This is a genomic window from Chitinibacter tainanensis DSM 15459 (assembly GCF_000429785.1).
Taxonomy (GTDB): Bacteria; Pseudomonadota; Gammaproteobacteria; order Burkholderiales; family Chitinibacteraceae; genus Chitinibacter; species Chitinibacter tainanensis.
Window position 1 is genome coordinate 111,079 of sequence record NZ_AUCN01000018.1, and the last position, 22,656, is coordinate 133,734.

The following is a 22,656-nucleotide window of genomic DNA, read 5'->3' on the forward strand; positions in this document are numbered from 1 at the left end:
GGGGCCTAATCCGCCGATAAGCGTTAAAAAACAAACACTCCGTTCTTCCATGAAAACAATCCTGCCACCCGATTCCTTACTTGCCTTTGAAGCACTGGCCCGTCTTGGCAGCTTTACCGCTGCCGCCGCTGAGCGTGGGTGCGCCAAAAGTCATATCAGCCAATTAATCCGTGAATTAGAGCAAGAGCTCGCCACCGTGCTGGTGCTGCGCAGTACCCGACGGATGACGCTAACCGAGAGCGGGCAAAAACTCTTACCCCATGCGGTGGCTTTGCGCGAGCTGCTGGGCCAGGTTCGGCTGGATATTGAAGACACCCAGCAAGGCCTGGATGGCGACTTATGGATCAGCACCACGCCATCGCTATCGCAGTATGCTGTTGGCCCTTTGATGGCCGAACTGGCGCGTTTACACCCAGGCTTGCGGATTCGGGTGGATTCCAACAACAGGCTGATTTCGCCGGGGGCGGATGGGGTGGATTTTTGTATTCGGGTAGGCCGGGTGGGCGATGAACGACTAGTGGCCAAAACGCTGGGCTATGCCCACGATAAGCTGTATGCCTCGCCCCGCTATCTGGCCAGCGCACCACCGCTGACGCATCCGGATCAGCTATTGCAGCACACCACGCTGATTAATGATGATTACCAGCATTCGCGCGCGTGGCGCTTGCTCAATGGCGAGCAAGAGCTGACCGCCCCACTGCAACCGATTTTATGTAGCGACACCAACCCCACACTGGCAGTCAGCGCGATCTGTGGCTATGGCATTGCGTTGTTGCCTCAGTTTGTGGGTCAAACCTATTGCGAACTAGGGCTACTGGAGCCCTTACTGCCTGAGTGGCATGCAAACCCCACCCCGGTATATCTCGTCTACCCTTTTCGCGCTTCGGTTCCACGCAAATACCGGGTATTTATTGATTTTATTGTCGAGGCGCTACGCGAGCGCTTAGCCCCTGGCTAAGGTTTGGGTGCGGTGGCGACCTGGCCAATAGCGCTGGGCGCCGGATTGTCTAGCAGTTTCAGCGCGGCATTAATCCCACGGCTGGTTTGGTATTGCTGATAAATATCGGCATACCAGCGCACTTTCTCGCCCTCCAGCTGGGCGGGCCAATACACAAAATACACTTTCACCGGCGCGGCCACCGCTTCGGAGTAGGTTTTTTTGCTCGCCACCCGCTGGCCAATGGTGCCGGCATTCACCCCCAGCACCCAAGCCGCCAGCTGCTGCCATTGCTGTACCCGCACGCAGCCCGACGAAGCTGCACGGTTTTCCCGGCCGAATAGCCCTTTGCTGGGTGTATCGTGCAGGTAAATCCCATTGCTGGCGGTTAGCTCGAATTTCAGCCGCCCCAAGGCATTATTCGCGCCCGGGTCTTGCACAAAGCGATAGCGCCCCAAGCCGCCTTCAGCCGAGACGGTGGCTGGATCGACGGCATTGCCGTCCGCATCGAGCATGCGCAATTTATGCTTCTGGATTTTGGCCAGATTCAGTTTGCCGCCCTGCTGCAAATCATGTTTGATCACCACCGGCGGCACACTCCAGTTGGGGTTGTATTTAATCGCGGCAATCTGGGTGGCCAGCAGCGGCGTTTCGCGATCGGTTTTGCCAATGACAATCCGCGAGCTTAAAACCTGCTGCCCGCCCTGATAGGCCGTGAGGGTATAGGCTGGAATATTAATCACTACATAGCGTTCAGGCGCATGCTGTAGCAGGGTATACATTTGGGGTAATTGCCATTGCAGCAAGGCGGCTCGCTTGGCATCGGTGAGATTAAGATTAAAGCGGGTTTGTTTATCCAGCACCCCATCTTCTTTCATGCTCAGGCCCAGCTGAAACTCGCGCAAAGTGGCATCCAGCTCGGGGCCAAATTGCGCATCCAGCGGCAGCGGAAAACCCAGCTCGGTCAGCCGCTGCTTGGCCAATTTCACGTCTTCGCCCTGCATGCCGCGGCGTAATGGCCGCTCGCCGGGTACCAGCGTCGCCGTGCTGGCGGCGGCCGGATTAAGCTGTTGGGCATAGTGCTGCAAGGCGGCATATTCCTGCGCCGTCACCGCGTTAGCCGATTGCATCCCCAGCAGCCCTAAGCCCCCTAACGCCAACAGCCTGATTTTAAACACGCTCTTACCCGCCTTATTCGTCATCAGCTTTTCATCATGCCATTGTCTGCACGCTCGTTCATCAATGCGTAAGCATATCGAAATCAAATACAACAATTCGCCGCTCAAGCAGCGTTGCTGCCGGCGCTGCGCCGAAACCGGTATAATTTGCCAATGCATACGCTGATACGCCCGCTGCAAAGCAGCGATTTAGCCCCACTCGCCGAGATCGTGCGCGATAGCTTGCTCGCCTGCGATGAGCTAGATTTACAAGATTTAAGCGCCGAGGACATGGCCCGCTGGCAAGAGGAGATTTTGTATCTGCTCACCCATCCGCCGGCAGCCCAATTGGTGAGCCTCGTCGCGACGCAAGCGGGTGTGCTGCAGGGAGTGGCGCAACTGAATAACGATGGCGAAATCAATGTGCTCCTGGTTGCCCCCGCTTGGCAAGATCAGGGCATTGGCGCCGCACTGTTGCAAGAAATCGCCCTGCATGGCCATTGCGCGCAGCTGGCACAATTACAAGTGCACAGCACTCATACCGCCTATGGCTTTTTTTATCGCTATGGCTTTCGCCCCGGCAGTCGGGAATTTAACGAATGGCTGATCGCCGATCTTCATCAATGGAAATTCAATCATGAGCAACACCTTACTCACTAACGATCAGCTCGAAGCACTCGATGGCTTTCTGATGTCGCCCCGTACGCCCGGCGAAACCATGGACGTGGAAATGCTCGATGGCTTTCTGGTGGCCCTCGCCATCGGACCGGACGAAGTCGCCGAAGAGGAATGGCTGCCCGCTGTTTTTGCCGGTACGCCCCCCGAATTTGACTCGCACGCCGAAGCGGACGAGATCTTTAGTCTGATTCGCCAGCATATGGCCAGCATCAAGGCCGCGTTTTCCATTAGCCGCCGCGATAATCCGGGCGAGAATCCACTGTATGTGCCGGTGATTTTGTCGGATGAAGAACAAGACGAGCGCTGGCAAAAAACCATGGGGGCCTACTGGGCATCCGGTTTTTATGCCGGGATTGAAGCCCGCGCCGAGGCTTGGGATAAGCTCTTAAGCCAGAGCGAAGAGCTCGATAGCGCCGTGGATAAAATTCTGGCACTGGCCCTGACCGATGAAGAAGACCTTGAAGAGGGCCAGAGCCTGCTAAGCATCAAAGAGCGCGAAGAGCGAATTTCCGAGCTGCCATGGCACATCGAAGACGTGATGTACTACGTGCTGGAAAATAAATTCGGCAAGGTCGAGCAAGTGGTCCGCGAAGAGCCGAAAGTGGGCCGCAACGACCCTTGCCATTGCGGCTCGGGTAAAAAATTCAAAAAGTGCCACGGCGCTTGAGCCTCGCCTAATGCTTGCCCAGCTGCTGGCCCCGCTTAAACCCCAGCTTAAAGCCTTTCACCCATCGCGCATGTTGCTAGGGGCGATGGCCTTTGCTTTGCCACTCGGGGTTTTATTGTGGCTGGGGCAGCCGATGCAAGCCGGCATGCTGGGTTTTGCTGTTTTTTATACGCTGATTAGCGATATTGGCCATCGCCGCCGGGTGCGGCTGGAAAGCATGCTACTGGGCAATCTGGCCATTCTGGCCGCCGCCACGCTCAGTATGAGCCTCAATGAGCACTGGGGCTGGTGGCTCAGCGGCATTGTAGTGCTCATTAGCCTGATTGGCGCCAATATGGCAGCGGGTTTTACGCTAGATATCACCCTGCGCTCGATGGCCAGTGCATATCTGGTGGGGTATCCGGGCTCATTTATCACTGCGGATTTTTTACCGATGTATGTGCTGGGCGCTGTGCTAACCATGGCGCTGAGTATGGCGTTTGCGCCGCGGATGAATAACCCGCTCAATTTAGTAAAACCACCGAATTGGCGGCGTGAGTATCATTCACTGCGCAAGGGCGAACGGGCCGGGCTGACTTTTGGCATTTTGCTGGCCTTTGCCTGCACCTTTAGCTTTTTTATTGCCCATCAAGCGGGCCTATCGGTGCCCAGCATCGCAGCGATTACCACCTTGATGGTATTCAAACCCGAACACGCCCAAACCATGACCAATATCTGGCTGCGGATCGTGGGGGTGTTGCTCGCTTCATTGCTAGCCTGGTGGCTGATTTTTCCCTTACATAATTTGTGGCTGCTGCTGGCGCTCATTTCGCTGGTGGCCGCCTTACTGCCGATCGCCTTTGCCAATGGGCTGATGTACATCGCCGCTGTTAGTACCCTGCTGATTTATATCTTACTGGCCTTTTTTGGCCTGCATGGCCAACTCGCGAAGCAGGCCGCTGAAAATCGCCTACTTGAAACCCTGCTCGGGGTGCTGGTGGCCGCGATTTTTGCCATGATTTTTCAAAGCCTCAAACCGGCTAATCCGCCTGAGGCGCCTTTTTAATCCACGAGAAGATCCGCATGCACCGTCTTGTTATTCAGGCTCCGCACATTGAAACCCAGCATCTCAAGCAATTGGCCCGCCTTGCTGGCGCGCACAGCATCGAGGCCATCCATCAGCAAGCCTTTCGCCTGCAGGGCGCCGACATCGCCAATGAAGAGGCAGTAGCTGATTTTTGCCAATCCAATGCGCTGGATTTTGCGTTTATTCCCGAAGACATCCGCGTCACTGACATTGGTCTGGTGGTGATGGACATGGATTCCACCCTGATCACCATCGAGTGCATTGATGAAATTGCCGACATGGTCGGCATTAAGCCAGAAGTGGCCGCCATTACCGCTGCCGCAATGCGCGGCGAGCTAGATTTCAATGCCAGCCTCACCCGTCGGGTGGCGCTACTAGCCGGGCTAGAAGAAAGCGCCTTGGAGCGCGTGTACAGCGAGCGCTTGCGCCTGATGCCTGGTGCCGAGGCCATGCTAAAAGGCTTTCAAGCGGCCGGCGCCAAAACCTTGCTGATCTCGGGCGGTTTTACTTTCTTTACTGAAAAACTACAGGCTCGGCTGAGCCTAACGACCACGATTGCCAATGTGCTGGAAGTCGAAAACGGCAAGCTCACTGGCCGCGTGGTGGGCGATATTATCAATGCCGAGCGCAAGAAAACCGAGCTGATTGCCCACCGCGAAGCGCTGGGTCTGCGCCCCGAGCAGGTGGTCGCCATGGGCGATGGGGCCAATGACTTGCCGATGCTGCACGCTGCTGGCTTTGGCGTGGCGCTACATGCCAAGCCAAAAGTTCAGGCTGAAGCCCCGTACGTGATCAATACCGTGGGTATGGATGGCGTACTCAATTACTTCCTTTGATTGGGAGCAATACCCACTACAGGTATATTGCAAGACCGCAAGAAAAACGGCACCCAAGGTGCCGTTTTTTACGTGGAGAGCCTAGCATCAGCGCCGCCGCTTAGAAGCCCTGCTGCAAATCGCGAATCAGATCATCCACGTGTTCCAAGCCCACCGAAATACGCACCAAACCATCGCCAATACCCGCAGCCGCGCGGGCTTCCGGTGTCAGGCGGCCATGCGAGGTGGTCGCCGGATGCGTGATAGTGGTGCGCGTGTCGCCCAGATTGGCGGTGCGGCTCATCAGCTGCACGCGATCAATCAAGGCCCAAGCGGCCGCTTTGCCCCCCACCAGATCAAATGATACTACCCCGCCGCCGCCGGTTTGCTGGCGCTGCGCTAGCTCGTATTGCGGGTGGCTGGTCAGCCCCGGATAGTAGACTTTGCTCACTTGCGGCTGCGCCTCTAGCCACGTAGCCAATTTGAGTGCGTTTTCGCAATGCGCTTTCATGCGAATACCCAAGGTTTCTAGGCCTTTGAGTAGCACCCAGGCATTAAATGGCGACAAAGTCGGGCCGGCAGTGCGCAGGAACAGATAAATCGGCTCCAGCACCGCATGACTACCCACTACCGCGCCACCCAGCACACGCCCCTGGCCATCGATGTATTTGGTGGCCGAATGCACAACGATATCCGCCCCCAATTTCAAAGGCTGCTGCAAAGCCGGCGAGCAGAAACAATTGTCCACTACCAGTAAAGCACCATGCTGATGGGCAATCGTACTAATCGCGGCCAGATCGGCAATTTCAGTCAGCGGATTGGACGGCGTTTCGAGGAAAAACAGTTTGGTGTTCGGCGTAACGGCAGCGGCCCATGCCGCGGGCTCGGTGGGTGACACATAGCTCACCGTAACTCCAAACTTACCCAGGTAGGCATTAAACAGCTGAATCGTCGCACCAAATAGGCTATTGGACGACACGATATGGTCGCCCGCCTTCAAAAGCCCCATGCACAGCGCCAAAATTGCACTCATGCCGGAAGCGGTCGCCACCGCGCGCTCGCCCCCTTCCAGAGCCGCCAAGCGCTGCTCAAAGGCGCTCACGGTCGGGTTGGTAAAGCGTGAATAAATGTAGCCTGGCATTTGCCCGGTGAATTTGAGCGCGGCCTCTTCGGCCGAGCCCACCACAAAACTTGAAGTCAGATGCATGGCATCTGAGTGTTCGCCAAACTCGGTACGCAGTGTGCCCGCGCGCACGGCCAGGGTTTCGGGGTGCAGATCATCCAGGTCAAACATCAGTATTCCTTTGTCTTTTTATTCAACTGCGGCGCCAAGAAAAACGGGAGCCAAAGCTCCCGTTGCATGGCGTTCTGAGGCCATTAAATCAAATTTTGCTCACCAACACCAATATTGAGGTCGACTACCGAGCCCGTGTTATCGGCTTTGGTCGAGAGCGGCGACAGGCGTTTGGCTTCCAGTTCATCCAGATAAGCATCGGTGATGTCGCCGGTGATATAGCGGCCATCAAAGCAGGAAGTTTCAAACACGCTAATTTTGCCACCGCTAGCATCACTACAGGCTTGAATCAACGCGCTGAGATCTTGATAAATCACGCCATCAGCGCCGATTTCGGCGGCAATTTGTACTTCATCACGGCCAGTGGCAATCAGCTCATTGCGAGTTGGCATATCAATGCCATACACGTGAGGGAATTTCACCGGTGGCGCAGCTGAAGCCAGGTACACCTTTTTCGCCCCTGAATCGCGCACCATCTGCACGATTTCTTTCGAAGTGGTACCGCGCACGATCGAGTCATCCACCAGCAGCACGTTTTTGCCGCGGAATTCGACTGCAATCGGGTTCAATTTCTGGCGCACCGATTTTTTGCGGCTTGCCTGCCCCGGCATGATGAAAGTACGGCCAATATAGCGGTTCTTCATAAAGCCTTCGCGATACGGCAGGCCCAGCGCATCGGCCAATTGCAGTGCGGCATCACGGCTGGTATCCGGAATCGGAATGACCACATCTATGTCCAGCGCCGGCACTTGCTGACGTACTTTCTCGGCCAGCTGCTCGCCCATTTTCAGGCGTGCTTCGTGCACAGAGATGCCATCGATGATGGTATCAGGGCGAGCAAAGTACACATGCTCAAAAATACATGGAATCAGTTGCGGGCTGCTGTGGCATTGCTGGCTATAAAACTCGCCATCAAAAGTCACATAAATCGCCTCGCCTGGGGCAATATCGCGCTCAAATTTAAAGCCCAAGACATCCAAGGCCACCGATTCGCTGGCGACCATATATTCGCGCCCTTCCGGCGTTTCATGCACACCCAGTGTCAGCGGGCGGATGCCATGCGGATCACGGAAGGCCACCATACCAAAGCCGGCAATGATGGCCACCACGGCATATGCGCCTTTCACGCGGCCATGTACGGCTTTAATTGCCTCGAAGATGGTTGCCGCATCCACTTGCGGGCCACTCACGCGACGTGAAATTTCGTGCGCGAATACATTACAGAGCGCTTCGGAGTCTGAATTGGTGTTGATGTGCCGCAGGTCGGTGCGATACATCTCTTCTTTCAGCTGCTTATCGTTGGTCAGATTGCCGTTGTGGGCTAAAACAATCCCGAATGGGCTATTGACGTAAAACGGCTGCGCCTCTGCCAGGCTAGAGGCAGAACCAGCGGTCGGATAGCGTACATGGCCAATCCCCGCGTTGCCTTGCAAAGAGCGCATATTGCGGGTGCGAAATACATCGCGCACCAGCCCCTGCCCTTTATGCATATGCAGCACATGCTGCTCGGCGGTTACGATACCGGCTGCATCTTGGCCGCGGTGCTGAAGCACCAGAAGGCCATCGTACAACATTTGATTAACCGGCGTTTTGGCGACCACACCTAGAATGCCACACATTGGTCAGAGCCCCTTCGACTTGCAAAAATTCATTCAAATTTGACCTTGCTGGCCAGCACCGGCGGCAGCAATGGTTTGACTAATTCGGCGCTGCGCTCAAACAGCGGGCTAAACATGGCATTTCGCCACTCTGGCGAGCGCGGATAGCTCGTTAGCCCCGCCAGCATCACTAAGGTGAGCAACAGCAAAAAGCCACGCGCAATGCCAAACAATGCCCCAAGCAGACGATCCACCGGCTTGAGGCCAGTGGCCGTAATAAACTGATTCAAGGTGATGCGCACAATCGCCGACAGCAGCCACGTCACAAAAAACACCACCACGAAAGCCGCAATATAGCGCAGGCTCTCAATCTGCAAGCTTGCCGGCAGCCAAGCGGCAACCGTCTCGGCAAAATGACTAGCAGCCCAGAAGGCCAGCACCCAAGCCAGCAGCGCCATGATCTCTTGCGTTAAACCACGTAGCACCGATAGCAGCATGGATAAACCAAGCACGCTAAGCACGATGTAATCAAACTGGGTCATGGTGCAGGTTTGCTAACCAGAGTACCTTGCACACCCAGCGACTCCAGCCGCTTGAGCCAGACTTTGGCCTTGGCCTCATCATTACCCGGGCCAATGCGCACGCGGGTTAGCTCGCCTTTGCTGGTCGTTACAACTTCGCTGCGTGCCGGAATGCCAGCGTCTTTCAGTTTTTTCACGGTTTGCGCGGCTTTTTCAGCGTCAGCAAACGCACCAATCTGAATGTAATAGATTTTGTCGCTACTACTGCTGGCAGGTGGCAAACCGCCGCCTTCGAGAATTGCTTTGGGATCGGCAGCCGGGGCTTTGGTGGCTTGCGGCTTTTTGGTGCTCAGCGGTGTGGGCTTAGCAGTGGGCTTAGCAGTGGGTTTGGGAGTTGGCGCAGGTTTAGCACTTGGTTTAGGGCTTGGCGCTTTGACGACTTCCACGGGCTGAGCAGGCTCGACCGCTTTAGGTGCGTTTTCCTGATGCGTCACCAACTTACCTGGCAAGGCCACCGGCGCGACACGCGACGCATCCGCAACCGGCTCGACTGGCAATGGCTCGGCTTCAATGGCAGTACTTGCCTCTGCGACTACGGCACTGGCGGCCTGACTGCTAGCGGGCTGTGGTGAATTGAGACTGACGACCGACGATAAAGCCGGTGCGCTGGAAATGATTTCGACGGTTTGTTGCTCAAGTAAGGATTTCGGTGGCTCGCCATCCAGTGCCGTCCACAGCACGGTTAATGCAAAAACCACCAAGGCGATCGCCCCAACCAAACGTCGCCGCGCTCGTTTACGCAGCTGCAACAATTCGTCGCTTACATTCGCCATAAAATTATCCGCGTGCCTGCAGCACTTCCGACACGGTGAAGAAAGATCCAAAGACCAAGATTCTATCAGCTTCGGCAGCGCTCTCACAGGCGGCACGGTAAGCTTTTTCAACACTTTCGTATTGCACTACCCGCGCCCGGGGTGCCCGTTGCAAGATCAGCTCGGCCAGCTGCGCGGCCGGCAACGCACGCGGTAATTGCGGGGCGGCCACATGCCAAACATCAATCCGGTCGGCCACAATGTCGAGCACACCCGCGACATCTTTATCCTGCATCATACCCAGCACAGCATGTGTCACCGGGTGATACGCCATCTGGTCAAGGCAGCTTTTAAAAACCAATGCCGCATGGGGGTTATGCGCTACATCCAGCACCACAACAGGCCTGCCGGGCAATACCTGGAAACGCGCCGGCCACTCGACTTCAAGCAGGCCACGTTTGATGTCATTTAAGCTCACAGGTAGTTGCGGCTTGAGCGCCTCGAGCAAGGCAATGACCAAGCTGGCGTTTGCCAGTTGATATTTGCCGCGTAAAGCCGGAATGGGCAAGGCGTTTTTACGGATACCATTGGCCCCTTGCCAGATCCACTGCTGACCTTCTGCCTGTAACGCATAGCCAAAATCACGGCCAATCAGCTGCAATGGCGCGCCGATCTGCGCAGCATGTTCAAGCAAGGTATGGGGTGGCTGCGGATCAGCGCAAAAGGCCGGCACTGCCGCGCGATAGACGCCGGCTTTTTCTAGCGCAATGGCTTCGCGCGTGTCACCCAAATAGGCCTGATGGTCGATCCCGATGGTCACCACCGCCGAGGCGGTGGGCTCAAAGATATTCACGGCATCCAAGCGACCACCCAAGCCCACTTCCAGCACCATGACATCCACTGCCGACTGCATAAAGTGGTGCACGGCAGCTAAGGTGCCAAATTCGAAATAGCTCAAGGATACATCGCCGCGGGCGGCTTCAATCTGGGCAAAGCTGGCCACGATTTCGTGATCAGCCGCGGGCTGGCCATTGATGGCAATCCGCTCGTTGTAATGCAGCAGATGTGGTGAGGTGTAAGTACCCACCTTGTAGCCCGCCAAGCTCAGAATTTTACTGAGCATGGCGCAGACCGAGCCCTTGCCATTGGTGCCCGCCACGGTGATGACCGGACAAGTTGGCAGCAAGCCCATTTGCTGCCGTACCGCTTGCACCCGCGCCAGCCCCATATCGATGGCCATGGGGTGCAAACCTTCAAGGTAGCTCAGCCATTCGGCCAGCGAATTGGCCTCACTTAACCTTGCAGCAGTCATTAATTCACAGCAGCCTGATTGTTCAAGAGGGTCAGCACGTCAGCCAGACGCTGACGCAGCTCGCGCCGATCGACGATCATATCGATAGCGCCTTTTTCCAGCAGGAATTCCGAGCGCTGAAAGCCTTCTGGCAGCTTTTCGCGCACAGTTTGCTCGATCACACGCGGCCCGGCAAAGCCAATCAGCGCGCCCGGCTCGGCCATCACCACATCACCCAGGAAGGCAAATGAGGCCGATACCCCACCCATGGTCGGGTCGGTGAGCAGGGATACAAACGGAAGGTTTTTCTCAGACAGCTTGGTGAGAATGGCATTGGTTTTGGCCATCTGCATCAGGGAATTCAAGCCTTCCATCATCCGCGCGCCACCGGAAGCGGCCACACAAATAAACGGCAGATCGTTTTCCAGCGCCACTTTTACGCCACGCACAAAACGCTCGCCCACCACCGAGCCCATTGAGCCGCCGATGAACTTGTATTCAAACGCCGCTACTACTACTGGCACGGTCAGAATACTGCCCTGCATCACCACCAGCGCATCATCTTCGCCTGTACTGGCGGCCGATGCGGTCAGCTGGTCGCTATAGCGCTTGTTGGCCTTGAATTTCAGAATGTCGATCGGTTTAACTTCCGAGCCGATTTCATAGCGGCCTTCGGCATCGAGCAGCTGGTTGAGCCGCGTTCGCGCGGAAACGGCATTATGAAAGCCGCACTTCGGGCACACTTCCAGGTTGTTTTCCAGATCAGAGCGATACAGCACCGCACTGCAGGCCGAGCATTTGCTCCACAGGCCTTCTGGCACTGCCGAGGTATTCGGCGTGGTACGGCTCTTGATCTTGGGGGGTAAAAGTTTCTGCAACCAGCTCATTGTGTACTCCTGCGTCCTCAGACGCGCGCGCTATCCATCGCCGCACGCACTGCGGACAAAAATTCGGTCAGACGTTGCGCCAGCCCCGCCTCACCCTGTTCAACTTCCTGCACCAGGCGTGAGCCAATCACCACCGCATCGGCCACTCGGGCCACCTGCTGGGCGGATTGCGGATCACGAATCCCGAAGCCAACGCCAATCGGAATCTGCAGATATTGTTTCAAAAAGGCCAATTTCTCAGCCACATTGGCAACGTCCAGATTGGCCGAGCCTGTTACGCCTTTCAGCGACACGTAGTACACATAGCCACTGGCCATGCGTGCGACTTCTTTTACCCGCTCTTCTGGCGTGGTAGGCGCCAAGAGGAAAATCGGGTCTAGACCGTGTCGTTTGTAAACGGCGACGGATTCTTCCGCTTCTTCGGGGGGCATGTCAACTGTTAATACACCATCCACGCCGGCGGCGACCGCCGCTTGGGCAAAAACTTCATAGCCCATCGCCTCAACCGGATTGGCATAACCCATCAAAACCACAGGGGTCGTGGTATTGGTTTGGCGAAATTGCGCCACCAATTCCAGCACCGTGCGCAGTGAGACTTTGTGCGCTAGCGCTCGCTCAGAAGCGCGCTGAATAACCGGACCATCGGCCATCGGATCCGAAAACGGTACGCCCAGTTCGAGGATGTCGGCACCACCGGCGACCAGAGCATGCATCAGCTCTACGGTCAGGCCGGGCTTAGGGTCACCAGCGGTAATAAATGGAATCAGGGCCTGACGCTGCTGCGCCTGCAGTTGCTGCATTACTGAATTAATACGTGACATGAGGGTATATCTACCAAACCTATGAATTAATTAGCCTACAGGACAATACCCCGGCGATTAGAGTTGAATCCCTAATTTGCGGGCAATGGTTGGAATGTCTTTATCGCCACGACCAGACAAGTTCACCAGCAGCACTTGGTCTTTACTCATGGTCTTGGCCATTTTGGCAGCTTGTGCCAGCGCGTGGCTCGATTCCAGCGCCGGGATAATCCCTTCGTACTTGCACAGGTCATGGAAGCCCTGCATGGCTTCATCGTCATTGATCGCTACATACTCGGCACGACCAATGTCTTTCAGGTGGCTGTGCTCAGGGCCAACGCCTGGGTAGTCGAGGCCGGCAGAAATCGAATGCGTTTCGCTGATCTGGCCATCGGCATCGTGCATCAGATACGAGCGCTGGCCGTGCAGTACACCCACTTTGGCGTTGGAAGTCAGCGGCGCCGCGTGACGGCCGGTTTCAACCCCATCACCGCCCGCCTCTACGCCAATCAGGCGCACGCCGGGTACTTGGATATACGGATGGAAAATACCAATCGCGTTCGAGCCACCACCTACGCAGGCGATCACCGCATCCGGTTGGCGGCCAAGCATTTCCTGCATCTGCACTTTACATTCTTCGCCAATCACCACCTGGAAATCGCGCACCAGCTGTGGGTATGGGTGTGGGCCGGCAGCAGTGCCGATGATGTAGTAAGTCGAATCGACGTTGGTTACCCAATCCCGCATCGCTTCATTCATAGCGTCTTTGAGTGTGCGCGTACCGGATTCAACCGCAACCACTTTGGCGCCCAAGAGCTTCATGCGGAATACATTCGGCGCCTGACGGGCCACATCTTCGGCCCCCATGTACACCACGCACTCCATGCCATAGCGCGCGGCAACGGTGGCCGAAGCCACGCCATGCTGACCCGCGCCAGTTTCGGCAATCACCCGTTTTTTACCCATCCGCCGCGCCAGCAAGGCCTGACCAATGGTGTTGTTAACCTTATGCGCACCCGTGTGATTCAAATCTTCACGTTTCAGATAAATCTGCGCGCCGCCCAGTGCTTCCGACCAGCGCTGCGCATGATAAATCGGGCTTGGACGACCCACATAATGCTTCAAATCATGGCGATATTCAGCCATAAACGCCGGATCTTGAATGGCGGCTTCGAACTCGCGCTTGAGCTCTTCCAACGCAGGCATCAAGGTTTCGGCGACATAGATACCGCCATGTTGACCAAAGTGACCACGTGCATCCGGCTGCTGATATCTGTCGTTCATTTTTTTCTCACACTATGTACGGCATCAATAAATGCCTGAACCCGATCCAAATCCTTGATTCCCTTACTGCGCTCCACCCCGCTGGACACATCGACCGCCCAAGGGCTAACCCGCTCGATGGCCATCGCAACGTTATCTGGATGCAATCCGCCGGACAAAATCAGCGGCAGCGGCAAATCGGCGGGCAGTAACTGCCAGTCAAATGCTTCACCGGTACCGCCCGGCACACCATCCACCCAAGCATCGACCAAGAGGCCACGACACAAGGGATGCGCATATTGCTGGGCGTATTCTACCAAATTTATGTCAGGTTTAACCCTGACAGCCTTGATAAATGCGCGCCCGTATTGCACACACTCGGCCAAGCTCTCATCGCCATGAAATTGCAGCAAATCGAGCGGCACTTTCTCCAGTACGGCCTGCACCTGAGCTGGAGTTGGGTTCACAAACAAGCCCACTAAACTCACAAACGCCGGCAAGCCCGTGCACAGCGCCGCAGCTTCCTCGACTGTGACACAACGAGGACTAGGTGGATAAAACACTAGGCCAATTGCATCTGCGCCCTGCGCAATGGTTTGCAGCAAGGTCTCGCGATCGCGCAAACCACAGATTTTAATTCGGGTCTTCATTGGCACCCCATCAGATCAAGCCATAGCGGCGGTCTGGCTCGGTCGCCAAACCAAACTCGGCGGGATAAGAAACCCCGGTCAGATACAGACCATCAGGCATAAAAGTCGGCGGCGCAACCGCGCGATTTTGCTGAGCGAGCAGCCACGCCATCCAGTCTGGCGATTCATTGCCTTTGCCGATATGCAGTAAGGCCCCCATGATGTTGCGCACCATATGGTGCAGGAACGCCGTTGCTGAGAAATCAAAATACAGCATATTCGCCTGCTGGCCGATTTCGACCCGCAGCATCTGCTTCACCGGCGAGAGAGCCTGGCATTCAGCCGCACGAAAACTGGAAAAATCATGCTCGCCCAATAGATAAGCCGCCGCGGCTTGCATCGCCTCTAAACTCACCGGCTGATGCAGCCAACCCACCTTGCCCGCCAGTAGGCTTGGGCGAATGGGGTGTTGCAACAAGAGATAGCGATAATGCCGGGCAGTGGCGACAAAGCGCGAGTGAAAGTGTTCGGGCACTTCCTGCGCCCACAAGACCGAAACCCCAACCGGCAGGAAGCTATTTACCCCACGCACCCAGGCGGTAACTGGGCGCTTGGCATCGGTATCAAAGTGAACAATTTGCCGCGTGGCATGCACCCCTGCGTCAGTTCGACCAGCCGCATGAACACGCAATGGATGTCCGGCCATTTTGCCAACAGCCTGCTCCATGACGCCCTGCACCGTCTGGCGATCGGGCTGGATTTGCCAGCCATTGAATGCCTGCCCGTCATACTCGACCGCCAGTGCAAATCGTTTCATACCCACTTTTTAATTCCATTTCAGCAACGTTAAGACACAAGCGCTTAACAGCAAGCATTGTACACCCCATTGCCACGGCTTTAACGATGGCAGCGTGGGCAAAGGCTGATTTTCCGTTGCCGGCGCTTCGCTAGGCGCATGGAGCTGCGCAAGCAACTGCGCAAAAGTGTGTCGTGTTTCGAGTAACTGCTCCGCTGCCTCTATGGTCAGTGCCAAACGCACGGCAAAACGCTCAACCGGCACACGCAAAAACGACAGCGGCCAAAGCAAATGAACCAAGCCAATCACCAAGTCCCGGCGCGACAAGTAATGCAAAACAATCTGCAAACTGAGGATCACCGCCGACAAACGCAAAATTTGATCCAGCGCCAGCTCAATACCTTCTTGCGTGGGTGACCAGCTACTTGCCCAGATGTACTCGCCCGGCGTGGTCCAGCCGTAAATCAGCGCCGTAGCCAACAGCAACCACTTGATACGCGGCAGGCTGCGCCTGACACGCACACGCGCCAGGCACCACGCCGCAGGCAATAGCAGTGTCAGCAAGGCTAGCAATAAAAAACGCCCTGAATTTGGCAAGCAACAAAGCAGCCAAAGCCAGAGCGTGATTGAATGTACTGCAGGCAAAAATTAACCGTAGCGCTTAGAGTTCGTCCAGCAAACCTTTGGCGGTTGCTTGTTGCTCGCCATTACCTTCTTGCAGTGCTTCTTGCAAGATTTCACGCGCGCCCTCAACGTCACCCATATCGATATAGGCTTTGGCTAGGTCGATTTTGGTCTGCACCGGATCATCCGCCGCAAAATCAAGCTCGCCCGCGGCCGCCGCCTGAGAAAGATCCAAGCTAATATCACCGAAGGTGGTATCTGCTTCCAGCGACGTAGCCACAGCGCCAAGCTCAGGCGCAGCTTCGGCCGCGGATGAACCCAGATCAAAATCAAAATCCAGATCCAATGCGGAAGCATCATCCAAAGCCGCAGCCTCAAGTGCAGTTTCCGGCGCACCGGCTGCTGGCAGATCCAAATCGAAGGATTCAATTTCCTCGACAGCTGGAGCCGCGATATCCAGCGCAGATTCAAGCGGCGCCTCAACAGCCGGCAGCTCAAACGACAGATCGTCTTTAACATCGGCCAATGCGGTCTCAGACAAATCCGCACCCAAATCGATCGGCAAATCGAGCGACAGCATGCCATCATCCATAGCGCCTGGCTCAACCGCCGCTTGCGGCTCGAACGCAGTATCTGCAGCAAAATCACTTTCAATCAGTGAGTCAATCGCAGCCTCTACATTCTGCTCAGCATCCAGATCCAGATCAAAATCGGCAACCGCATTGTCATCCGGCGACAAATCTAGCGCGCTAGCAGGCTCAAGCACTGCCGCAGCGGCAATTGGCTCGGCGACGGCAGCGACTTCCTTGTCCAGATCCAGCTCAAAATCCAGGTCGTTATTGGCAAACAACTGTGCATCTGGCGCGGTAGGTTCATCCAGCGCCACCGCAGGCTCGCTCAGCGCAACCGCAGCCGCAGCAACTGCAGCAGGCGCCGCCACAGCGGCTAGTTTGCTGGTATCCACCATGCCTGCAGGTTCTTTTTGATACAGTGGATTTTCCGGATCAATTGCGCGACCATTCATCGCCGCATCACGCCAGAACTCGCCCTGACCGTTGGTAATCGCAAACAAGGTCGAGGCATGCTCTTCGTAAGACGAAGTATCTTTGCGCGCGGCGTAGATATCCAGCAACTTCATCCGGATTTCAAGCCGCGATGGATCTTTTTGCAGCGCATCTTTCAAGATTTCTTCGGCTTGCGCATCACGACCATAGGCCATATACACTTCGGCCTCGGCAATAGGATCAACCTCATCGGTATCAATTGTGCCCAGCCCTTGGCGACTAAAGTCAGTCAGAAAAGAATTTTCGGTTGCCTGAGTGCTAATTACGCCACCACCGGTACTTCCCAGCACAGTGTTGGCCTTTAAATCGCCGCCAGTAATGATGCTGTCCTCAAAAACACTTGGCTGCTTGCGACGGCGCGAGTACCACACCCCACCTAGACCCAATGCCAGCGCCAATGCGCCGCCACCCAACACCAGCGGGTTACCGAGCAAGTCGTCAACCAAGCTCGTTTCTTCTTCAACTGGTGCTTCAATTTGCACGCGGCGTTTTGGCTTAGCCGTCGCAACAGCGCTGGCCACGCCGGAAGCAGCCACTGGCTCGCTAGCGGCAACCTCACTCGCCGCCACCGCTGTAGCCGAGGCTGCTGCGGTCGGGGCCGAGGTTGGCGCCGCAGTGGCTGCGGCAGCAGCAGAAGCCTTCATTGCGGCGAGCTTTTCCATGTCCGTGACGTTCTTTTGCAGCATCGCGACGCGCTGATTCGCCTCGTCGAGCGCCTTCTGCCGCGCGGCAATTTCTTCTTCCAGCGCCTTCACCTTGGCCTGATCACCGGCTTTTTTGGCCGCATCAGCTGCCTTGGAAAGTTTCAGCACATCTTTGTTGGCATCTGCAGCGGTCTGGCCATGATCTTGCACCTTAGCCGTAATCTTGCCGCCGCTCGCCTGCTCGCCCAGCTCTTTCGCCGGCGCTTTCGCCGCAGACTCAGCTAGCTTTGTTCGATACGACTTCCAGTCTGCCGCTTGCACCGCCACTTCTTTGCTGGCTTCTTGCTTTGAGATTTGCTGCATTTGCTCAGCAGCAGGCACATTCAGAATTTTGCCGCTTTTTAAGCGGTTCAAATTGCCATCAAACGCATTTGGATTGTTTTTGTAGAGACTGACCAGCACTTGCTCGAGACTCACGCCAGCCGGCTGCACCTCGCGCGCGATCGCACCTAGTGTTTCGCCACTTTTCACTTTATGCTGACCCGAAGCCGCTGCACCAGCATCACCTTCGGCAGAGCGAGACTCTTTCTTCGGTGCCTCACTAGGCGCTTTCGTTTCAGCCGAGCTGTCTGCTACGCGAGCTTTCTTTGCCTTTGCCCCTTTAATCGCACCCTTTGTTTGCGTACCTGGCAGATCGCTACTGGCATAACGTGCTGCACGCTCGGCATTAGCACCACCGGTGTAATCAGCTGGATCGATTAAAGCCGTGTATTCACGTTGAATCCGGCCAGCAGCCCAGTTGAGTTCAACCAAGAGATCAATAAACGGCTCAGTAATCGGCTGTGACGAATTAACCACCACGTAATACTGGCCATTGGCCCGCTTTTCGATATTAAAACGCAGCCCCAGCGATGCAGGAGGATAAGGAATTTGGGCGTTGGAGTAGCTCTCAGGCGGGGCCAAGCTCACCACCAAAGAATCAGCTTCATTTGGCTGCACAGAAACCAGATCGATTTCGCCACGCAGCGGCTGCCCCAGACCGGACATGACATTCAAACGCCCCAAACCAGCGGCATGACTCATGATTGGCAACGTGGCCATGGCAACGGCCAACACACAAGCTTTGAATCGAGGTGATTTATGCACGAGCAATCTCCGAAGCGGGCAAACCACAAGTTGCGTCGAGCAGCACACTTGTGGCAACAGGCGTCCCTGTCAGTCTACAAATTTTACTAAAAAACAGCCTTCAGACCATCCATCAAGCATCGACAGCCTGGGCATAGTAAATCAGCTTTAAATAAATAATACGGACATTTCAATCATCTATTGAAATTTATATTCGTTTTTCTCGTCAAACGTAACAGCTACGCTACGTTTTTGCGGCATTTTGCCTGCATGCCAATGCGCAAATGCCCATGCCCACAACTCCGGCAAAGAAACTTTACGCAAGTATTCAGGCGGCTCTTGCCAAAGCAAATACAAAGCCTGCCACAGCTGCAAGACCTCGTTCTCCGCCAGCAGCGCCGGCGCCAATGTCTGCTTGCTTAATTTTTCACCACTAGAATTTGTAATCACTGGGATATGTAGATAGGCAGGCGTAGAAAAACCGAGAATTTGCTGCAAATAACATTGTCGCGTTGTCGAGTCTAGCAAATCAGCACCACGAACAATATGAGTCACCCCACAATCGGCATCATCCACCACCACCGCCAATTGATAGGCCCAAAAACCATCCGCGCGTAGCACCGTAAAATCACCAAGTTCACGCCAGAGGTTATGCGCAATAAGCCCTTGCACCGCGTCTTGCACCGAGGTCACTTCATCTGGCACTTTCACGCGAATGGCATGTTGCACATCTATGGGCACCAGCAAGTCGCGGCAGCGCCCTACATAGCGAAAGCCATCGATTCCGAGCTGCCCATCAGCCTGCAATAATTTCCGACTGCAACTACAGCGGTACGCCAGCTGACTGGCGAGTAGCTCGTCCAACACCTGCTGGTATCGATCATGACGCTGGCTTTGTTTAATAACTTCGCCATCCCACTGCATACCGAACCGCAGCATTTCTCGTGGAAAAGTCTCTGCTGCCCCCGACATCTCCCGAGGCGGATCTAAATCTTCAATCCGCAACAACCAGCGCCCACCACGAGTGCGCGCCTCCAAAAAGCTCGCCACCGCAGCCATCAACGAGCCCATATGCAACAACCCCGTTGGACTTGGTGCAAAACGCCCAACATACCCCTGAGACAATATCAACTCCATTGACCGCGAACCAGATCGCGCAAGGGCAATCCAAGCTCTGATAAAATATGCGCCTAGTTTACTAATCTTCGCCCTCAAGGACCAAGCCATGACCTATGTAGTGACCGACGCCTGTGTAAAGTGCAAATACACTGATTGCGTAGATGTCTGTCCAGTGGACTGTTTTCGGGAAGGGCCTAATTTCCTAGTGATTGACCCAGACGAATGCATTGATTGCTCGCTCTGCGTGGCCGAATGCCCAGTCGAAGCCATCTACCCCGAAGATGATGTGCCCGCCGATATGCAAGAATACATCAGCCTGAATGCAGAGCTTGCCCAACGCTGGCCAGCCATCGTGCAAAAGAAAGAGCCACTCCCTGATCACGCTGAATGGGCGACAGTTCAAGGCAAGATCGATCAAATCGACAAATAAACTTACCTTGCCCAAGCAGAATCAAAGCGTTATACTCTTTGGTTCTTATCCCTTGCCTGACCGTGGTCGCTAACGGCAGGCTGCAAACCACAAGGAGCAACACATGCGACATTATGAAATCGTGTTTATCGTGCACCCAGATCAAAGCGAGCAAGTGCCTGCAATGATCGAGCGCTACAAATCACTGATTACGACTGGTAACGGTCAGATTCATCGCTTGGAAGACTGGGGCCGCCGTCAACTGGCTTACCCAATCCAGAAAATCCACAAAGCACACTATGTTCTGATGAACATCGAGTGCGGCCAAGACACTTTGGCTGAACTGGAACACGCATTCAAATTCAATGACGCCGTACTGCGTCACCTGACTCTGAAAACTGAAGCTGCCATCACCGAAGCATCACCAATGATGAAGGAAGAGAAATCAAAATCTCTGACTCAATCAGCTGGTGAAGGTCAAGCCGCTTAATTTTCGGACTTTGAATTCTGCGTAATCACGTTTTAATCGAAGGACTTTTACTCAACCGGCAAGCTTTACGCACTACCCCAGCTGGCGTTGCAATCATTGAGGGCACAATTAGCCATCAATCAGAACAAACCGAAGCCGGGCAAAAACGTAAAGTCGATTGTGAAATTCTCTTTGTTGCCCTTGGCAACATCGCGCAGCAAATTGCTCAAGTGCCGATTGGCACTGCAATTAAAAGCAAAGGGTTTCTCGCTGCCCGCAGTATGAAATTTCGACAAAGCCTGATTTTCCATCTCGAAGCTTTTGATTTTTTGAATTGAGGATTAAACCATGTCCCGCCAACTCTTCAAGCGCAGAAAGTTCTGCCGCTTTACCACTGAAGGCATCGCTCAAGTTGACTACAAAGATGTAGCCATCCTGAAAGATTTTATCGCTGAAAACGGCAAGATCATTCCTGCCCGCATCACCGGTACTAAAGCCAAATATCAGCGCCAACTGTCGACTGCCATCAAACTGGCTCGCTTCCTGGCTCTGCTGCCTTACACTGACCAACACTAATCGGGAAAGGAGATATCAACATGCAAATTATCCTGCTCGAAAAAGTGGCTAACCTGGGCCAACTGGGTGACGTAGTTAAAGTGAAAGACGGCTACGCTCGTAACTTCCTGATCCCTCAAGGCAAAGCGAAACGCGCGAATGCAGCTAACTTGGCTGACTTCGAAGCTCGCCGCGTTGAACTGGAAGCCAAGCAAGCTGAAATCCTGGCTGAAGCTCAAGCCCGCGCCGCCAAACTGGAAGGCGCTTCATTCACCATCGCGCAAAAAGCCGGTGTTGATGGCCGTCTGTTTGGTTCAGTAACCAACCACGACATCGCCGAAGCAATCAGCGCTTCAGGTGTTGCAGTGAAGAAATTCGAAGTACGTCTGCCAAACGGCCCATTCAAGGCTATTGGCGAGTACGAAGTTGCTCTGGCCCTGCACCACGACGTTGTTGTGAACGTTACTCTGCAAGTTGTTGGCGCCGCTTAATCTCGGCCCACAGCAGCATTAGAAAAGCCACGCTTAGCGTGGCTTTTCTTTTTTCAGCCGCGAAAAATCTATTTCGCCAATTTCGCCAACACACGCGACACTGCCACCAAACCAAATGTCGCGGTCACCGTCATGGCAGCACCAAAGCCACCCGCGCAATCCAGGCGCACACCCTCTCCCGCCTGTGGCTTAGCCGCACATACCGAGCCATCGGCCTGCGGGTACATCAGTTGCTCAGTTGAATAGACACATTCCACGCCCATTTTCTTGCCACTTTTGGCAAAGCCATACTCACGGCGCAATAGATTCCGCACTTTGGCCGCCAGCGGGTCCTGGATCGTTCGGCTTAAATCATCCACTTTAATTTGCGTCGGATCGATTTGGCCACCCGCACCACCCACCGTAATCACCGGTAATTTATTGCGCCGGCAATAGGCTAGTAAGGCTGCCTTCGTCTTAACGCTATCAATACAGTCGAGCACATAATTATGCCCAGCCAGATATTCAGCAAAATTCTCTGGCGCAATGAAATCTTCAATGCAGCGCACCTTTAGCTGCGGGTTAATCGCCAGCAAACGCTCAGCCACCGCCGCCACTTTCATCCGGCCAAACTGCCCCTCTAACGCCGGCAACTGCCGATTGGTATTGGAAACGCAAATATCATCCAAATCGATCAACGTAATTTGCCCGATCCCAGAGCGCGCCAACGCTTCCGCCGCCCACGATCCAACCCCGCCAATACCGATCACGCATACATTGGCCTGCGCAAACCGGCGTAAAGCAGCTTGGCCATACAAACGGCCGATGCCGGCAAAGCGGCGCAAATAGTCATCACTCAAAGGCGTTTCAAACGCAGAATCTTCAATCACCATATTTTCACTTAAAACAAATCAGCCCCAAACGGGGCTGAGGGGTATATCTATACAAACCAATCAATCTAAGCGC

The 22,656-nt window shown here is 55.0% G+C and carries 25 protein-coding genes; 10 read left to right on the forward strand and 15 right to left on the reverse strand.

What is annotated here, in order from left to right; translation table 11 throughout:
• Positions 1-49 precede the first annotated feature (49 nt).
• Complete coding sequence (locus tag G482_RS0106650; RefSeq protein ID WP_028449381.1) at positions 50-958, forward strand: LysR family transcriptional regulator; 909 nt, start codon at positions 50-52, stop codon at positions 956-958.
• On the opposite strand, the gene G482_RS0106655 is transcribed toward G482_RS0106650, so the two are convergent.
• A complete protein-coding gene (locus tag G482_RS0106655) occupies positions 955-2,139 on the reverse strand; it encodes a L,D-transpeptidase family protein (protein WP_169721058.1) in 1,185 nt (394 codons plus the stop codon). The genes G482_RS0106650 and G482_RS0106655 overlap by 4 nt on opposite strands.
• Positions 2,140-2,268: 129 nt before the next feature.
• Here G482_RS0106655 and G482_RS17635 point away from each other — a divergent pair, with 129 nt between their 5' ends.
• The 4 genes from G482_RS17635 to serB are packed head-to-tail and all read left to right on the forward strand — an operon-like array spanning position 2,269 to position 5,341.
• A complete protein-coding gene (locus tag G482_RS17635; RefSeq protein WP_034619140.1) occupies positions 2,269-2,754 on the forward strand; it encodes a GNAT family N-acetyltransferase in 486 nt (161 codons plus the stop codon).
• Entirely contained in the window at positions 2,732-3,439 is a 708-nt protein-coding gene (locus G482_RS0106665; RefSeq protein WP_028449383.1) for a UPF0149 family protein, read from the forward strand. Before G482_RS17635 ends, G482_RS0106665 begins: the two co-directional genes overlap by 23 nt.
• Before the next feature lie 10 nt (positions 3,440-3,449).
• On the forward strand, positions 3,450-4,484 hold the full coding sequence (locus tag G482_RS0106670) for an FUSC family protein (protein ID WP_028449384.1): 1,035 nt from the start codon (positions 3,450-3,452) through the stop codon (positions 4,482-4,484).
• 17 nt (positions 4,485-4,501) lie between these two features.
• Positions 4,502-5,341, forward strand: coding sequence for a phosphoserine phosphatase SerB (gene serB / locus G482_RS0106675; RefSeq protein WP_028449385.1), 840 nt, complete (start codon positions 4,502-4,504; stop codon positions 5,339-5,341).
• Positions 5,342-5,441: 100 nt separating this feature from the next.
• Here serB and G482_RS0106680 read toward each other — a convergent pair whose 3' ends face one another.
• From G482_RS0106680 to gluQRS, 13 genes are all read right to left on the reverse strand, one after another.
• On the reverse strand, positions 5,442-6,614 hold the full coding sequence (locus G482_RS0106680; RefSeq protein WP_028449386.1) for an O-succinylhomoserine sulfhydrylase: 1,173 nt from the start codon (positions 6,612-6,614) through the stop codon (positions 5,442-5,444).
• Positions 6,615-6,697: 83 nt separating this feature from the next.
• Complete coding sequence (gene purF / locus G482_RS0106685) at positions 6,698-8,233, reverse strand: amidophosphoribosyltransferase (protein ID WP_028449387.1); 1,536 nt, start codon at positions 8,231-8,233, stop codon at positions 6,698-6,700.
• A gap of 29 nt (positions 8,234-8,262) precedes the next feature.
• Positions 8,263-8,754: a CvpA family protein gene (locus tag G482_RS0106690; protein WP_028449388.1), complete on the reverse strand. Its 492-nt coding sequence runs from the start codon at positions 8,752-8,754 to the stop codon at positions 8,263-8,265.
• Positions 8,751-9,566 (reverse strand): SPOR domain-containing protein, encoded by an 816-nt coding sequence (locus tag G482_RS0106695; RefSeq protein WP_028449389.1) that lies wholly within the window; start codon positions 9,564-9,566, stop codon positions 8,751-8,753. Before G482_RS0106695 ends, G482_RS0106690 begins: the two co-directional genes overlap by 4 nt.
• Positions 9,567-9,570: 4 nt before the next feature.
• The gene (gene folC / locus G482_RS0106700) at positions 9,571-10,857 is read right to left on the reverse strand and encodes a bifunctional tetrahydrofolate synthase/dihydrofolate synthase (RefSeq protein WP_028449390.1); all 1,287 of its coding nucleotides are present in this window, start codon (positions 10,855-10,857) and stop codon (positions 9,571-9,573) included.
• Positions 10,857-11,723 (reverse strand): acetyl-CoA carboxylase, carboxyltransferase subunit beta, encoded by an 867-nt coding sequence (gene accD / locus G482_RS0106705; RefSeq protein ID WP_028449391.1) that lies wholly within the window; start codon positions 11,721-11,723, stop codon positions 10,857-10,859. Before accD ends, folC begins: the two co-directional genes overlap by 1 nt.
• A 17-nt stretch (positions 11,724-11,740) precedes the next feature.
• Positions 11,741-12,544, reverse strand: coding sequence for a tryptophan synthase subunit alpha (gene trpA / locus G482_RS0106710; protein WP_028449392.1), 804 nt, complete (start codon positions 12,542-12,544; stop codon positions 11,741-11,743).
• Between the two features lie 57 nt (positions 12,545-12,601).
• On the reverse strand, positions 12,602-13,807 hold the full coding sequence (gene trpB, locus G482_RS0106715) for a tryptophan synthase subunit beta (protein WP_028449393.1): 1,206 nt from the start codon (positions 13,805-13,807) through the stop codon (positions 12,602-12,604).
• Positions 13,804-14,436 carry a phosphoribosylanthranilate isomerase gene (locus G482_RS0106720; protein ID WP_028449394.1) on the reverse strand — a complete coding sequence of 211 codons (633 nt, stop codon included), beginning with the start codon at positions 14,434-14,436 and terminating at the stop codon, positions 13,804-13,806. Before G482_RS0106720 ends, trpB begins: the two co-directional genes overlap by 4 nt.
• A gap of 10 nt (positions 14,437-14,446) precedes the next feature.
• Positions 14,447-15,232 carry a tRNA pseudouridine(38-40) synthase TruA gene (gene truA / locus G482_RS0106725; RefSeq protein WP_028449395.1) on the reverse strand — a complete coding sequence of 262 codons (786 nt, stop codon included), beginning with the start codon at positions 15,230-15,232 and terminating at the stop codon, positions 14,447-14,449.
• Positions 15,233-15,241: 9 nt separating this feature from the next.
• Positions 15,242-15,733: a hypothetical protein gene (locus G482_RS17640; RefSeq protein ID WP_156905362.1), complete on the reverse strand. Its 492-nt coding sequence runs from the start codon at positions 15,731-15,733 to the stop codon at positions 15,242-15,244.
• Positions 15,734-15,872: 139 nt separating this feature from the next.
• A complete protein-coding gene (locus tag G482_RS0106735) occupies positions 15,873-18,689 on the reverse strand; it encodes a motility hub landmark protein FimV (protein WP_156905363.1) in 2,817 nt (938 codons plus the stop codon).
• A gap of 177 nt (positions 18,690-18,866) precedes the next feature.
• Positions 18,867-19,805 (reverse strand): tRNA glutamyl-Q(34) synthetase GluQRS, encoded by a 939-nt coding sequence (gluQRS, locus tag G482_RS0106740; RefSeq protein ID WP_034619143.1) that lies wholly within the window; start codon positions 19,803-19,805, stop codon positions 18,867-18,869.
• A gap of 88 nt (positions 19,806-19,893) precedes the next feature.
• Between gluQRS and fdxA the strand changes: the two genes are divergently transcribed.
• The 5 genes from fdxA (at position 19,894) to rplI (ending at position 21,711) form a co-directional block, all read left to right on the forward strand.
• Positions 19,894-20,217, forward strand: a complete 324-nt coding sequence (fdxA, locus tag G482_RS0106745) for a ferredoxin FdxA (protein ID WP_028449398.1) — start codon at positions 19,894-19,896, stop codon at positions 20,215-20,217.
• Positions 20,218-20,320: 103 nt separating this feature from the next.
• Complete coding sequence (gene rpsF, locus G482_RS0106750) at positions 20,321-20,686, forward strand: 30S ribosomal protein S6 (RefSeq protein ID WP_028449399.1); 366 nt, start codon at positions 20,321-20,323, stop codon at positions 20,684-20,686.
• A gap of 35 nt (positions 20,687-20,721) precedes the next feature.
• A complete protein-coding gene (gene priB, locus G482_RS20910) occupies positions 20,722-21,003 on the forward strand; it encodes a primosomal replication protein N (RefSeq protein ID WP_373277560.1) in 282 nt (93 codons plus the stop codon).
• Between the two features lie 10 nt (positions 21,004-21,013).
• Entirely contained in the window at positions 21,014-21,241 is a 228-nt protein-coding gene (gene rpsR, locus G482_RS0106760; protein WP_028449400.1) for a 30S ribosomal protein S18, read from the forward strand.
• 20 nt (positions 21,242-21,261) lie between these two features.
• Positions 21,262-21,711 (forward strand): 50S ribosomal protein L9, encoded by a 450-nt coding sequence (gene rplI / locus G482_RS0106765; protein ID WP_028449401.1) that lies wholly within the window; start codon positions 21,262-21,264, stop codon positions 21,709-21,711.
• Positions 21,712-21,779: 68 nt separating this feature from the next.
• Here the strand turns inward: rplI and tcdA are convergent, their stop codons facing one another.
• Entirely contained in the window at positions 21,780-22,580 is an 801-nt protein-coding gene (gene tcdA / locus G482_RS0106770) for a tRNA cyclic N6-threonylcarbamoyladenosine(37) synthase TcdA (protein WP_245575262.1), read from the reverse strand.
• Positions 22,581-22,656 lie beyond the last annotated feature (76 nt).

Coding starts and splice junctions, on each gene's coding strand:
- G482_RS0106650 (WP_028449381.1), top strand. CDS start 50: ATGAAAACAATCCTGCCACCCGATTCCTTACTTGCCTTTGAAGCACTG.
- G482_RS0106655 (WP_169721058.1), bottom strand. CDS start 2,139: ATGACGAATAAGGCGGGTAAGAGCGTGTTTAAAATCAGGCTGTTGGCG.
- G482_RS17635 (WP_034619140.1), top strand. CDS start 2,269: ATGCATACGCTGATACGCCCGCTGCAAAGCAGCGATTTAGCCCCACTC.
- G482_RS0106665 (WP_028449383.1), top strand. CDS start 2,732: ATGAGCAACACCTTACTCACTAACGATCAGCTCGAAGCACTCGATGGC.
- G482_RS0106670 (WP_028449384.1), top strand. CDS start 3,450: ATGCTTGCCCAGCTGCTGGCCCCGCTTAAACCCCAGCTTAAAGCCTTT.
- serB (WP_028449385.1), top strand. CDS start 4,502: ATGCACCGTCTTGTTATTCAGGCTCCGCACATTGAAACCCAGCATCTC.
- G482_RS0106680 (WP_028449386.1), bottom strand. CDS start 6,614: ATGTTTGACCTGGATGATCTGCACCCCGAAACCCTGGCCGTGCGCGCG.
- purF (WP_028449387.1), bottom strand. CDS start 8,233: ATGTGTGGCATTCTAGGTGTGGTCGCCAAAACGCCGGTTAATCAAATG.
- G482_RS0106690 (WP_028449388.1), bottom strand. CDS start 8,754: ATGACCCAGTTTGATTACATCGTGCTTAGCGTGCTTGGTTTATCCATG.
- G482_RS0106695 (WP_028449389.1), bottom strand. CDS start 9,566: ATGGCGAATGTAAGCGACGAATTGTTGCAGCTGCGTAAACGAGCGCGG.
- folC (WP_028449390.1), bottom strand. CDS start 10,857: ATGACTGCTGCAAGGTTAAGTGAGGCCAATTCGCTGGCCGAATGGCTG.
- accD (WP_028449391.1), bottom strand. CDS start 11,723: ATGAGCTGGTTGCAGAAACTTTTACCCCCCAAGATCAAGAGCCGTACC.
- trpA (WP_028449392.1), bottom strand. CDS start 12,544: ATGTCACGTATTAATTCAGTAATGCAGCAACTGCAGGCGCAGCAGCGT.
- trpB (WP_028449393.1), bottom strand. CDS start 13,807: ATGAACGACAGATATCAGCAGCCGGATGCACGTGGTCACTTTGGTCAA.
- G482_RS0106720 (WP_028449394.1), bottom strand. CDS start 14,436: ATGAAGACCCGAATTAAAATCTGTGGTTTGCGCGATCGCGAGACCTTG.
- truA (WP_028449395.1), bottom strand. CDS start 15,232: ATGAAACGATTTGCACTGGCGGTCGAGTATGACGGGCAGGCATTCAAT.
- gluQRS (WP_034619143.1), bottom strand. CDS start 19,805: ATGGAGTTGATATTGTCTCAGGGGTATGTTGGGCGTTTTGCACCAAGT.
- fdxA (WP_028449398.1), top strand. CDS start 19,894: ATGACCTATGTAGTGACCGACGCCTGTGTAAAGTGCAAATACACTGAT.
- rpsF (WP_028449399.1), top strand. CDS start 20,321: ATGCGACATTATGAAATCGTGTTTATCGTGCACCCAGATCAAAGCGAG.
- rpsR (WP_028449400.1), top strand. CDS start 21,014: ATGTCCCGCCAACTCTTCAAGCGCAGAAAGTTCTGCCGCTTTACCACT.
- rplI (WP_028449401.1), top strand. CDS start 21,262: ATGCAAATTATCCTGCTCGAAAAAGTGGCTAACCTGGGCCAACTGGGT.